The sequence below is a fragment of the Brevibacterium casei CIP 102111 genome (assembly GCF_900169275.1).
In the GTDB taxonomy this organism is placed as follows: Bacteria; Actinomycetota; Actinomycetes; order Actinomycetales; family Brevibacteriaceae; genus Brevibacterium; species Brevibacterium casei.
On the sequence record NZ_FXZC01000005.1, the window covers coordinates 278,270 to 290,807 of the forward strand.

10 protein-coding genes and 1 pseudogene are annotated in these 12,538 nt (G+C 63.9%); 7 read left to right on the forward strand and 4 right to left on the reverse strand.

Annotated features, from left to right (window positions below):
• Positions 1-7 precede the first annotated feature (7 nt).
• The 4 genes from BC102111_RS13470 to BC102111_RS13485 are packed head-to-tail and all read left to right on the forward strand — an operon-like array spanning position 8 to position 6,829.
• Positions 8-2,161, forward strand: coding sequence for a site-specific DNA-methyltransferase (locus tag BC102111_RS13470; RefSeq protein WP_101624585.1), 2,154 nt, complete (start codon positions 8-10; stop codon positions 2,159-2,161).
• The gene (locus tag BC102111_RS13475) at positions 2,162-4,750 is read left to right on the forward strand and encodes a DEAD/DEAH box helicase (RefSeq protein WP_101624586.1); all 2,589 of its coding nucleotides are present in this window, start codon (positions 2,162-2,164) and stop codon (positions 4,748-4,750) included.
• 52 nt (positions 4,751-4,802) lie between these two features.
• Positions 4,803-5,612 carry a TIGR02391 family protein gene (locus BC102111_RS13480; RefSeq protein WP_101624587.1) on the forward strand — a complete coding sequence of 270 codons (810 nt, stop codon included), beginning with the start codon at positions 4,803-4,805 and terminating at the stop codon, positions 5,610-5,612.
• Positions 5,609-6,829, forward strand: coding sequence for a hypothetical protein (locus BC102111_RS13485; RefSeq protein ID WP_101624588.1), 1,221 nt, complete (start codon positions 5,609-5,611; stop codon positions 6,827-6,829). Before BC102111_RS13480 ends, BC102111_RS13485 begins: the two co-directional genes overlap by 4 nt.
• On the opposite strand, the gene BC102111_RS13490 is transcribed toward BC102111_RS13485, so the two are convergent.
• Together BC102111_RS13490 and BC102111_RS13495 are read right to left on the reverse strand one after the other, a co-directional pair.
• Positions 6,798-7,283, reverse strand: coding sequence for a hypothetical protein (locus BC102111_RS13490; protein ID WP_146001429.1), 486 nt, complete (start codon positions 7,281-7,283; stop codon positions 6,798-6,800). The genes BC102111_RS13485 and BC102111_RS13490 overlap by 32 nt on opposite strands.
• Positions 7,284-7,555: 272 nt before the next feature.
• Positions 7,556-7,945 carry a heavy metal-responsive transcriptional regulator gene (locus BC102111_RS13495; RefSeq protein WP_019157843.1) on the reverse strand — a complete coding sequence of 130 codons (390 nt, stop codon included), beginning with the start codon at positions 7,943-7,945 and terminating at the stop codon, positions 7,556-7,558.
• A gap of 107 nt (positions 7,946-8,052) precedes the next feature.
• Here BC102111_RS13495 and merA point away from each other — a divergent pair, with 107 nt between their 5' ends.
• Both merA and BC102111_RS18050 read left to right on the forward strand, forming a co-directional pair.
• Complete coding sequence (gene merA / locus BC102111_RS13500; protein WP_101624590.1) at positions 8,053-9,477, forward strand: mercury(II) reductase; 1,425 nt, start codon at positions 8,053-8,055, stop codon at positions 9,475-9,477.
• Between the two features lie 602 nt (positions 9,478-10,079).
• Positions 10,080-10,277 (forward strand): annotated as a pseudogene (locus BC102111_RS18050) (arsenic resistance protein); the annotation flags it as partial.
• A gap of 891 nt (positions 10,278-11,168) precedes the next feature.
• Here BC102111_RS18050 and BC102111_RS13520 read toward each other — a convergent pair.
• Both BC102111_RS13520 and cmtR read right to left on the reverse strand, forming a co-directional pair.
• Positions 11,169-11,762, reverse strand: a complete 594-nt coding sequence (locus BC102111_RS13520; protein WP_062862469.1) for a cadmium resistance transporter — start codon at positions 11,760-11,762, stop codon at positions 11,169-11,171.
• Positions 11,759-12,118, reverse strand: coding sequence for a Cd(II)/Pb(II)-sensing metalloregulatory transcriptional regulator CmtR (gene cmtR, locus BC102111_RS13525; protein WP_062862470.1), 360 nt, complete (start codon positions 12,116-12,118; stop codon positions 11,759-11,761). Before cmtR ends, BC102111_RS13520 begins: the two co-directional genes overlap by 4 nt.
• A 198-nt stretch (positions 12,119-12,316) precedes the next feature.
• On the opposite strand from cmtR, the gene BC102111_RS18270 reads away from it, so the two are divergent.
• Positions 12,317-12,430, forward strand: a complete 114-nt coding sequence (locus BC102111_RS18270) for a recombinase family protein (RefSeq protein WP_505542361.1) — start codon at positions 12,317-12,319, stop codon at positions 12,428-12,430.
• Positions 12,431-12,538 lie beyond the last annotated feature (108 nt).

Consider the following 12,538-nt stretch of genomic DNA (forward strand, 5'->3'; position numbering starts at 1 on the left):
CACACCATTGTCGAGACTGACGGAACTGCTGCGGCAGGCGCGCAAGGCGGACCCGCAACTCGGTGCTGACCTGGAAGCCGAGATCGCCGCGCTCACTAAGCGTCGCACGTTCGGGCTCGTCTTCGAGCAGCACCAGCCCGAGGCCGTCGAGTTGCCCGGCAGGCCGGTACGACATGGTGACAAGGTACGGGTGCTCCCTCCCCGAGGGGAGACGAAGGCCGGTGACCAGCGGCTATGGCGCGTCACGCGGATCGAACGCGTCGATGGGCAGCGGGTGGCTCACCTCGCGGAGTTGGACGCCGAGGAGCCCGAGACGCAGGCTGTGCTCGTTGACCACGTGGTGATCGTCGCGGAGTTCCGGGATCGCATCTTCCCAGGCCTGGTGGAGACGGGCAGGGCCGAGAGGGGCGGCGACAAGCCGTTCCACACGGTCATCAACGCCGAGAACTACCACGCGCTGGAGATGTTGACCTACACGCACCGTCACTCCATCGACGCCATCTACATCGATCCGCCCTACAACAGTGGAGCGCGTGACTGGAAGTACAACAACAACTACGTCGAAGCGGATGACGACTACCGGCACTCGAAGTGGCTGGCGTTCATGGAGCGACGACTGAAGATCGCCCGCGAGTTACTCAACCCCGAGGACTCGGTGCTCATCGTCACGATTGACGAGAAGGAGTACCTGCGGCTGGGGTTGCTGCTGGAGCAGACCTTCCCGGAGGCTCGAAGCCAGATGGTCTCCAGTGTCATTAACCCGAAGGGTGTGTCCCGTGGGGACTCTTTCCGCCGATCTGACGAATACCTCTTCTTCGTGATGTTCGGCTCCGCTGCACCTCAGCGGTTGGAACTCGGTAGCGAATGGGTGGCAGGGAGCGTCGACAGCAACGAGTCCAGTGCGGGAGGAGAAGGCGGAGAACCCGGATGGACCTCAATGATGCGCCGTGGCTCGAATGCTGCTCGTGCGGATAGGCCGGGGCTCTTTTATCCGATCTATGTCGATCCAGATGCTGGCCGCATTGACCACGTGGGTCCGCCGCTCCCGTCTGATGTTCACGAAGCCCCCGAGATTGAAGGGCTGGTGGCGACGCTTCCTCTGCGTCGGAATGGTTCGGAAGGCCGTTGGCAGATTGGGCCGGAGGAGTTGCGCTCTCGGATCGCTCAGGGCCGTGTGCGCATCGGGCGCAGGACCGCATACGGGTACGTAATCAACTACCTTCCCGATGGTGCGTATGCTGACGTGCTCTCTGACCGATTCGAGGTTTTCGGTCGTGCGCCGGATAAGTCGCTCATCGCGCGAAGCGTGGGCGTCGAGTCGCGTGCGCAGATACCGTTTACTCAGTGGCACGTTCCATCCCACAACGCTTCTGAACACGGATCGACGCTACTTACGTCCTTTCTCCCTGGGCGCAAGTTTCCGTTCCCGAAGTCGCTGTACGCCGTCGAGGACACCCTGCGCTTCTTCGTGAAGGACAAGCCCGAGGCGGTCGTGCTGGACTTCTTCAGCGGGAGTGGGACGACTGCGCATGCGGTGATGCGGTTGAACCGGCAGGACGGAGGTCGTCGTCAGTGCATCTCGGTGACGAACAACGAGGTCTCGGCTGACGAGCACGCTGGGCTCCGGAGGAAGGGGCTGCGTCCTAGTGATGCCGAGTGGGAGGCACTGGGCATCTGTGACTACATCACGAAGCCCCGGCTCACGGCGGCGATCACCGGCCAGACTCCGCAGGGTGAGCCGATCAAGGGCGACTACAAGTTCACCGACGAGTTCCCTATGTCGGAGGGCTTGGAGGAGAACGCGGCGTTCTTCACGCTGACTTACGAGGCACCGTTGTCGGTACGGCACAACCGGGCGTTCGAGCGCGTCGCTCCGATGCTGTGGCTGCGGGCGGGCTCGTGCGGTCGGATCATCTACGACCTGGGCGAGGACGGCTGGGACGTGTCCGAGTCCTATGGCGTGCTGGAGAACCTGGATCAGGCGGATGAGTTCGTGGTCGCGGTGTCCGCTCGTCAGGGCATCGAGATCGCGTACGTCGTCACGGACGACGACAGCGCCTTCCAGATGGTGTGCCGGGAACTGCCCGGCGAGGTCGTCCCGGTGCGGCTGTACGAGTCTTACCTCCAGAACTTCGAGATCAACACGGGACGGAGCCTGTAGATGCGTTACACGCTGAAGGACTACCAGGCCGAAGCCGTCCGTAACGTGCTGCGGAACTTGGACCGTGCCCGCGACTCCTACCGTCGTTACGGCGCGCTCTCGCAGTTCTCGCTCTCGGCGACGACGGGTGCGGGCAAGACCGTCATGGCCGCGGCGGTGATCGAGGCTCTATTTTTCGGGAACGACGAGTTTGATTTCGAGCCCGACCCAGGTGCTGTAGTCCTCTGGTTCTCAGATGACCCAGCGCTGAACGAGCAGTCGCGCGCCCGCATCCAGGCGGCCGCGAGTGAACTGGATTATCGACTTCAGCCTGTGTCTGTGGACTTTAACGACATCCACTTCCGCCCGCGAATCGTTTACTTCCTCAATACGCAGAAGTTGAGCAAGAACTCAAAATTGGTCCGCGGCGCCACGGGTCGAATCCAGTCGTCTGAAGCAGGCTTGTTCGAGCCTTTGAGCCGCCCTGACAACGCACAGTCCTCGATCTACGACACGATCACCAACACCATCGCCAACGAAGACCTGACCCTCTACCTTGTTCTGGACGAAGCACACCGGGGTATGGGGACGAGGGCGAGTGAACGGTCCACGATCGTGCAGCGGCTCATCAACGGCCAGGGCAGTGTGCCGCCGCTGCCGGTGGTGTTCGGCATCTCGGCCACCGTGGAACGCTTCGAGGCCGCGATGAAGGACGCCAAGGGCCGGGACGCGCTGCCTTCGGTGCAGGTGGACTCCGCGCTCGTGCAGGCATCCGGGCTGCTGAAGGACGACATCGCGTTGTCGATCCCCGCCGAGGACGGCGCGTTCGAAACGGTGCTGCTGACCAAGGCCGTGGAGAAGCTCAAGGCCTCCCAGGCGGCGTGGGAGGACTACGCCCGCGAGCAGGGAGAAGCCGAGGCTGTTCGTCCGCTGCTGGTGGTCCAGGTCGGGGACAAGCCCTCGCAGGAGACGCTCGCACGGACTCTGGACACGATCTATGAGGCGTGGCCGGAGTTGGGCTATGACGCGGTGGCGAACGTCTTCGGGGAGCACACCGACCTGACCATCGGGCAGCAGAAGGTGCCCTACATCGAGCCGCAGCGGGTGCAGGACGACACACATGTACGGGTACTGCTGGCCAAGAGCGCGATCTCCACCGGCTGGGACTGCCCGCGAGCCGAGGTCCTCGTCTCCTTCCGTCCGGCCAAGGATCGCACCCACATCACCCAGTTGCTCGGGCGGATGATGCGCACACCGCTGGCTCGGCGCATCCCCGGCAACGAACTGCTGAACTCGGTGGACTGCCTGCTGCCGCTCTTCGACCGGAAGACCGCGACCGGGGTCGCGGAATTGTTGATGAAGGGCGCGACGAGCAAGGACGCTGACGAAGGAGAGGACTGTGGCGGCGGTCTGGGTCGCAGGGTGCTGTTCGACCCGATCCCGCTGCATCCGAACCCGGCCATCGCTCAGGCGGTGTGGGAGCGGTTCTCAGCCATCCCCTCGGTGACGATCCCGAAGAAGAACGTCAAGCCCATCCGCAGGCTCACCGCACTGGCTACGGCGCTGTCGAAGGACCACCTCATAGATGAGGCCGTGGAACAAGCGCACAAGCACCTCCACGCCGTCCTTGACGGGCGCGCGGTGCAGTACAAGGAGAAGATCGCGAAGGCCCGCGAGGACGTGCTTACGATGGAAGGCGAGGAAGTCCGAGGCCGAGTCGGCGGCGGGTTCTCCTACCGTGCGTTCTCTGTCAGTGCTGACCCGCGCGCCATCGAGGACTACTACCGCACGTCCACCCGCGTGCTGAGCCCCGCATTGTGCGCCTCCTACGTCGATCATCTGGTCGGGCCGGACGGGGACGAGGACGATCTCCTCGAAGCCCACATCGCCCTCGCCTCGCTCGGGCGAGTTCCCGAGATCGCGCAGGCCGTCGAAGCCGAGGCAGATGCGCTGGCCCGTGACTGGCTCACGCAGACCCGCGTCGCACGCAAGGGACTGACCGACGAGCGCCAGGCCGAGTACGACGGTCTGGAGTCGATGTCCACCATCCCGGAGCCGATCAGCCTCACTACGCCGAAGAACGGCCAGGCCGACACCAAAGTGCGCCACCCGGACGGCACCGAGGAGGACTTGCCCACCCGCGAGATGCATCTGCTCGCATCCGCGGACGGGACGGTCCCGATCACCTTGAACGAGTGGGAGCGCAAGGTCCTCGACTCCGAATCCGCGCAGCCCGGCTTCCAAGGCTGGTACCGCAACCCCGACCGGGCCGCAAAGGAATCCCTCGCCGTGGCCTACAAGGACGAGATGGGTGACTGGAAGGCGTTGCGCCCGGACTTTCTCTTCTTCGGCACCAACCATGACGGCAGCGTCGCCGTGGACCTTGTAGACCCGCACGGGCACCATCTCTCCGACGCCCTGCCAAAACTCCGAGGACTGGCTGACTTCGCAGAGCGGTTCGCGAACGACTTCCGCCGCGTCGAGTCCGTGGCCGAGACTGGCGGCGTGCTACGCGTCCTCGACCTCACCAAGCCTCGCGTGCGGGAGGCGATCCGCGATGCCCAGAGCGCCAAGGCACTGTACGAGTCGGAGTTGGCCAGTGACTACTGACCTGCTCACCCAACCCGCGCCCATTTCCCACGATCATGCGGTGGTCTGAGGAATGGCCGCACCACAGCCAGCATGGTCCTACGCGACTCTGAAGGAAGTCGCCGCCGTTCTGGCGGACACCGCCGATGGTCTGACCGGGAAGGAGATCGGTAATCTCCTTCTGCGCCTCGGCATGGCGGACCCGCTACCTACCGCGACGAAGCGTGATCGGTTGACTGAAGCGTTCGTCGCTCGACAGAACAAGGACAGCAACCCTCGGCGCATCATCACCTTCATCGTGCACGCGATGGAACCCGTCCGCTACCGTGACCGACCTGAACTGTTCACCCTGCGTCAGGACCGTCTCAACGAGCGATTGGCGTTCGTGGGGCTGCACGTCAACGACAAAGGCCAGGTAGCGCGAGGGACTCGCGCGCAGACACTCGATGAGGCGACACGGATCGCAACCTCGATCCGTGATGAACTCCAGCGACGCAAGACCCACTCAGAGGTGCTGCGGTATTGCTCGGTGGAAGTTCTGAAGCGCGCGCACTTCCACGCCTGCCTAGAGGCGACGAAGAGCATCTTCGACAGACTCCGAACGATGACGGGCGTGTCGGGCGACGGCGCGACGCTGGTGGATGCTGCGCTCTCGTTGGGCAAGAGCGGCACACCAGCGCTGGCGATCAACTCGCTGAGCACACAGACCGAGAAGGACGAACAGACGGGCCTCGCGAACCTGGTCAAGGGACTCGGTGGGCTCTACCGCAACCCCACCGCTCACGATCCTCGCCTCAATCGGTCAGTCAGCGATGAAGAACTGCTGGAGGTCCTGACGATGGTGTCCATGGTCCATCGGCGGCTCGACGGGGTGCGGCGATGAGCGAACACGAAGACCCTGACAAGGACGCCGACTCCGGCGATGAGCAGGGGCAACGTTCCTCCGAGAGCGGCTCGATGGGTTCGGATGATGGTGCGACGGACGCACCCCCTATCGGCTTCCGCATGCCCGTTGGCTTCTCCCAGTCGCTGCTTCCCACTGCCGACTTTGCGTCCCGCATCATCGCGCCATGGCAGAAGCAAATGCAGGAACGTGTGAGATCGATGCTTCCTGAGCCATCGACCTATGTCCGCGGCATCCTTGAACCGCTGAATCAACGCCTACAAGAGCAGATCACGTCGGCGCTTCCTGACATGGATGAGATTGCTCTCCAGGTGCTCGGTCCCTTCAACGAACGAGTCCACGAGCAGATGGCGTCTATCACGGCGAACTTGCCCTCGTTCTCGATCCCATCGACTGATCTCTCCGCGATCCGCGACCTTGCTGCGAGCCCTGGGATGGACGCGCTCATCCAGCAGATCACCGAACAGCATGCACGCATACTGGAGGACTTCCGGTCGTCCCTCGGCCCGCTCTTCGACACAGACGCGCTCCGAGGCATCAACCGCGCTCTCCTGCCTCCGAACCTGCGGGAGCATGCAGACGAGGTTCATGCCCACGATGTGCACGAGTTCGTGGAGCAGGAAGGTATCCCTCTCTACCTCGTGCCTCGCGGACGTACGGCCTTACGGTTGCTTCGGGCGAAGGATCGGGCAGCCAGGAGGCGGGTGCTCGGTGACTGCTATGAATCGCTCATAGAGGACTGTGCATCAGTGCTGGAGAATGCCGACCAGGGAGCGATTGGCAGCGAGGTGAAGTTCGCGCTCGACGGACTCGGTGCGATGCGCGCGGGACACCCTCACTCGGCACAAGCGATGTTCACCGTCACCCTGGACACCCTTATCTCTCGCTTCTACCCCAACAAGGAAGCACGTAGGTCCATCACGAATCGCAAGAAGGGTGCGAACGTGCCGGACACCATAGATGAGATGGGAGTTCGCGAGGCGTTCGTGTGGCTGCCGATCTGGAATGCGCACGAGGAGTTCTGGAAGCACAAAGGCGACCAGGTGCCGCACTACTACTCGCGCCACGCAAGTGTCCACAGTGTCTCGTCGCGCCAGTTCAGCAAGCGCAACTGCGTACAAGTGCTCATGCTCGTAACCAGCCTTATCGGTTATGCGGGGCAGATCACTGCCGCGCGTCGCCATACCACCGCTTGATCGCCGCGCCTCCGTCCGAGTAGAGCACCTTGTTGCCATTGCGCAGCGCCTGCTCGAACAGTACGCGTGCCTCCCGGAGCGACTCCACCGTGTAGAAGTTCCGCACGTAGGACAGGTCCTTGCTCGTCCGCCTGTGCAGCCCTTGTTTGACCGGAAGGGCGTGAATCAGGTCGTTCCGCACCACCCGCGCCTCAGCCAGCAGCGACAGGAACTCATCTATCCCGTCGAGTGGAGGTCGGATGCCCTTCAAGCGGTTCTCCAGCGTGCCGAGAGGGTCGTTGTAGAGCGCCGCCGACTCGAACCGTCCGTGGATACGCAGCACGTCGAAGGCGATCCCGGCCAGTCCCGCGGCGGCGTAGGTCGCACGCCCGAGTTCGAGGAGGTACTCCTCGTGGTCTGGATGTCCTGGGTTGTGACTTTCGCCAGTAAATGGCGCTGTTCTGTCGATGCTCAATGGCGGCTTCCGCTCCCGGACGATGCGGGCGGAGCTGCGCTGGCGGACGTTCCGTGAGCCGATCCCCATACGACTACCGGGGTTGGCGACCCTCACCCCTGTCGACCCACCCGGATCGATACGTGCTGTGAGTCCCTCGGGCGCAGTTCCGATGCCCACTGCGCCGCTGACACTTTCGTGTCAGTAGGTCGAGGCGGAACGTTCCAGCTGTGCGGCTGGGGCTCGGTCGACCACCACCCCTCGATGGCGTGTCCGTGCGGCGTCGGGCTTGGCTACAGGTACCGGCAGACCTGGTCGGAGCTGCACGTGTCGGGCTCAACGTGCTCGGCCTGGTCGCGTAGCCCGGCGAGGGTGTCGCGCAGGTCGTGGAGCTGTCTGAGTTTCAGGTCAATGTCGGTCAGGCGTGCGTCGAGCAGGTCGCGTACGTGATCGCAGGGAGCTTGGCCGTGGTCGCGGATGTCGAGGACCTGCCGGATCTGGGCGAGGGAGAGTCCGGCGGCTTGGCCGCGGTGGATGAAGTCGATCCGGGTGAGGCTCTCGGTCGTGTAGTCGCGGTAGCCGCCGGGCGTGCGCTCGGCCGGGGGCAAGAGCCCCTGGTCTTCATAGAACCGCAGAGTCTTCGTGGTCGTGCCGGCCGCTTCAGCGAGCTCCCCGATCCGCATCCTCACCCCTCGTGTGTCACAGGTCTCACCCTTGACCTTCCCCTGTACTGGAAGCTTTAGTATCGCCGCATCAGGAGGATTTCTCAACAGTCCGGGGAGGGTTCGGGATGCAGTCGAAGATTGATCTGGCCGTGATCGGGTCGGGTGGCGCGGCGTTCGCCGCAGCGATCCGCGCCACCACGCTGGGCAAGTCGGTGGTGATGGTCGAGCGCGGTACGTTCGGCGGCACCTGCGTGAACACCGGGTGCGTGCCGTCCAAGGCGCTGATAGCGGCCGCCGAGGCCCGCCACGTGGCCGCGGACGCGGGCTCCCGGTTCCCGGGGATCGCCGCCACCGCGGGCGCGGCCGACATGCCCGGGCTGGTGGGTGGCAAGCAGGACCTGGTCGAGGCGATGCGGGGTGAGAAGTACTTCGACGTGGCCGAAGCCTACGGCTGGCCGGTCCGCCAGGGCCAGGCGGCCTTCGCCGGCACCCCGGATGCGCCTGTGCTGGAGGTCACCGCCGCTGAAGGCACCGTGGAAACCATCGAGTCCGCCCATTACCTGATCGCTACCGGCACCCGTCCCTGGGTCCCGCTCATCCAGGGGCTGGACGGCGTCGAGTACCTGACCTCGACGTCGGCGATGGAACTGTCCGAGCGCCCCGACTCGCTGCTGGTGCTCGGCGGTGGCTACGTGGCGCTGGAGCTGGCCCAGATGTTCGCCCGGCTCGGCTCGAAGGTGACCCTGCTGGTGCGTTCTCGGCTGGCGTCGAAGGAGGAGCCGGAGGTTTCCAGATCATTGCAGGAAGTCTTCGCCGACGAGGGCATCCGGGTGGTCCGCCGCGCTGTTCCCTCCCGCGTTGCCCGCGATACCGTCACCGGGCAGGTCGTCGTCATGGCCGAGGTCTCGGGCGGCGAGCAGGAGTTCCGTGCCGACGAGATCCTCGTCGCGCTCGGACGCCGCCCGGTCACCGAGGGGCTCAACCTCGAGGCCGTGGGGGTGAAGACCGGCGAGGCCGGACAGATCGTGGTCACCGACCAGTTGCAGACCGCCAACCCCCGCGTCTGGGCGGGCGGGGATGTCACCGGGCACCCCGAGTTCGTCTATGTCGCGGCCCGGCACGGCACGATCGTCGCCGAGAACGCCTTCACCGACGCCAACACTTCGGTCGACTACACACGGATGCCTCGGGTGACGTTCACCGGTCCCGCCATCGGCGCGGTCGGGATGACCGAGAAGGAGGTCATCGCGGCCGGGATCCGCTGCGACTGCCGCGTCCTGCCACTGGAGTACGTGCCCCGTGCGCTGGTGAACCGGGACATGCGTGGGTTCATCAAGATGGTCGCCAACGCCGACACCGGCGAGATCCTCGGTCTCACCGCTGTCGCCAAGGACGCCGGCGAGCTCGCCGCCGCCGGCGTCCACATCCTCGGCAAGACCATCGCAGAAGTCGCCGACGCGTGGGCCCCATACCTGACCATGGCCGAAGGCATCCGCATCGTCGCCAAGGCCTTCACCACCGACGTCTCGAAGCTGTCCTGCTGCGCCTGACCGCGCACTCACCCCAATAGAATTGGACGCACTCAATGAGACGATCCTCACCACCGACCTGACAGACCACCGACCTGGCAGACCGGCTCGTCCGGTCCGAGGAGACCGCCCTGCTGGTCCCGTTGCTGCGGCTGCGCGCCGCCGGTGACCCGATCACCATCGATCACCTCGCGACGGTCCCTCGACGGCACCCTTCCGAGGGTCCCGCATGGGGAACCCTCACCGGACACTACCGCAGCTGACCAGGGAGCGAGCTGGCTCGCCTGCTCGGGTGTGAGTCGCAGCGGTAAATGGCACGTTTCTCGCGGCGTTTAGTGGCCGATAAGGAGAGCCTGCCGAGCTGCCTCTGACAACCTCGGGTGTCAACTCGTTGAGGTCGTTCACGGTCTGCATGCGTTCGATCTGAGGGAGTAAACGGTCGACGAGTCGGAAGTTGCCTGCGGTGATCCGGACGATGGTCGGGATAGCACAATACTTCGCGGCCCAGCGTGACAATGTTCGCACTGGCACGCATGATTCGGCCGCGATCTGTGTCCAGTTGACGCGCTCGAACGTGTCGAACCATCTGGCGTGCCTGCGGGATTGCGAGTCGGGCAGCACCGGCGACGCGAGCGTTGGTCTTCTCCGGGGCGACCCGAAACTCCCTGGTTATACTGCCCCTCGCCCTGGCACTGCCCGACTCGCTGTCCCTGGTCGCGGTCGTCGTGGTCACGCAGACACTGGTCGAACTCGTCGGCATGGTCACCTACGTCCGACTCATTCCCCGGGTCGTCGCGCACCGCCCGACGCCGTCGCGTTGAGCGCCCATCACGACGGGGGCTATTCGCCCGCAGTGTCACCGACTTGCGCGACCGGCACATCCCGGCAGCAACAATCTGGATGGCGATCGCAAGCGTGCACGATTATGCCGCGTTGAACCACACATCCACAATCTGCACAGGCCATTTCCATAAGTTCAGGCTATCGCAAGACTATTGGGACATCGAGCGGCATGCCCACTCCGTTGGGGGAACCCCGCCATGGGCCTTGCGTCCGATGGCGGCAGCGGTGCCGCCCCCGGGAAAGAGCGTCGAGCGATGCCATCAGCCACTTCGGGGCACGGGATCCCTCCCTGGCCAGGCGGACCAGGCCGCGCCCATCCGAGGCGCGCACGCGTACAGCGTGTAGGTGCGTTCGCCAAGGCTCGCCTCCGCCGCGACCACTTCATGGACGTCCGCCCCACCTCCCCTTCATCGGAGGCGGTGCCGGTCCAGAAGTACACCCTGTACCGCGCGGACTCCAGTTCCGAGGTTTCGGCGCGTGGATTAACACCCATGGTTTGCATGCTAAGAGTATGGGGCGACCGGAAGCCCGAAGGTCATGCGCTGTGACAGCATTCCTGGCGGGGTGGTCGTGATGGATGACCACTCGGCGACAGCATGGCCCGCCACATAGCTCAGCAGAAGTACCGCCATTTGCGAATAACAGCTACACATCTCGATGAAGTGTCACAATAACTCTCGTCAGTATCGTCTGTGCAACGTAGAATAAGTAACGGGTTAAATGACAATTTCTGACGATCAGAGAGGTTCCCCAGGAGTGTGTGAGTCGCAGCGGTAAGTGGCGTGGTTCTCGCGTCGGTAATTGTCGGCTACGTCGTTTGCGCTTTAGTGGCGAACCAGTTACATCCGTGTGAGCGGGTGACGGGGCCCTCAGAGTCCGAATGCTCCGCCGCTGATCAGGATGAAGATACCGAGGCCGATGAGGACAATGGGGAACAGGATGTGTTCCCAGCGTTCAAGGACTTCGGCGATCGGTGGGCGGGTGGCGACGAACTTGGCCAGCATTACCAGCACCGCGACCAGCGCGAGGAACACGATGCAGTAGGCCACCACCCCGGCCGGGCCCACGTTGAGGAAGACCGGGACGTAGACGCCGATGTTGTCTCCGCCGTTGGCGAACGTGACCCCGGCCACAGTCCAGACTGCGACGTTCTTGCCTTCGATCTCGGCGTCATCGTCATCGCCTCCGCACCAGGCCTGCCAGGCAGCCCACAGCCCCAGCCCCAGGGGGATGAGGCCGAAGTACGGGATGACCGCTGGAGGCAGGAATACTCCGGCCCCCAAGGAGACGAGCACGGCCGCACCCAGGATGCCCACGAACCCCAGGTACTGGCCGGCAAGAATTCGTGCGGTGGTTCCGCGCTGCCCGGCGCCGCGGGCGAAGAACAGGGAGAGCACGATGATGTCGTCAATATTCGTGGCGATGAACAGGCCGATCGCCTGTAGGGCCGAGGTCAGGATCACGTGCCCACCTTTGCTATACCGCATCCGGGAACCGAGCAGGCGGGATCAATGCACGGGGCGTTCTCGTCCACCGCGAGAGTGACGTCGACCAGTGCGGTGAGCGCCCGCGCCAGGTGCGGATCGGCGATCTTATAGCGCGTCTTGCGCCCCTCGGGCTCGGCGACCACGATGCCGCAGTCGCGCAAGCATGCCAAATGGTTGGATACGTTCGAGCGGGTCAGCTCCAGATCGCTGGCTAATTCTGCCGGGTAGGCCGGTCGATCTAGCAGCGTCAGGATAAGTCGTGACCTGGTTGGGTCGGCCATCGCCCGGCCCAACCGGTTCATCACGTCTAAGCGAGAAGTAATAGTCAGCACTTAGTGAACTATACAGTGGTGGCTGAACCACCGTCAATCCTTGCCCACTTTCCGGTCGTCCCAGTTCCTTGGTAGTGGGACACCGAAGACGAGCAACCTCATCGATCGGGCCAGAACCTGATTTTCCATCCCATAAGTAAGGCCCAGAACAACGTCCCATACATTCCGTACAGACACGAAGATTGGTACGCTGGGCGCATGGAATTGGGGTACGCGCGGGTTTCGACGGTCAAACAAGACTTGGATCGACAGATCGATGCTCTGACCCAGACCGGAATCGCGGCCGAACAGATTGAATCGCCCCGGGGATAATAGAGGCAGGGAGATTGGAAGAAGGAGATTCTCTCTTGCCAGTGAAATACACCGACGAACTCAAGGCTCGCGCCGTCGAACTCGTCATTCATGCTCAGGCCGATCCGG

Excerpts from the sequence above, each read along its gene's own strand:
- BC102111_RS18270 (WP_505542361.1), top strand. The coding sequence starts at position 12,317 with ATGGAATTGGGGTACGCGCGGGTTTCGACGGTCAAACAAGACTTGGAT.
- BC102111_RS13495 (WP_019157843.1), bottom strand. The coding sequence starts at position 7,945 with ATGCGGATCGGGGAGCTCGCTGAAGCGGCCGGCACGACCACGAAGACT.
- merA (WP_101624590.1), top strand. The coding sequence starts at position 8,053 with ATGCAGTCGAAGATTGATCTGGCCGTGATCGGGTCGGGTGGCGCGGCG.
- BC102111_RS13485 (WP_101624588.1), top strand. The coding sequence starts at position 5,609 with ATGAGCGAACACGAAGACCCTGACAAGGACGCCGACTCCGGCGATGAG.
- BC102111_RS13480 (WP_101624587.1), top strand. The coding sequence starts at position 4,803 with ATGGCCGCACCACAGCCAGCATGGTCCTACGCGACTCTGAAGGAAGTC.
- BC102111_RS13475 (WP_101624586.1), top strand. The coding sequence starts at position 2,162 with ATGCGTTACACGCTGAAGGACTACCAGGCCGAAGCCGTCCGTAACGTG.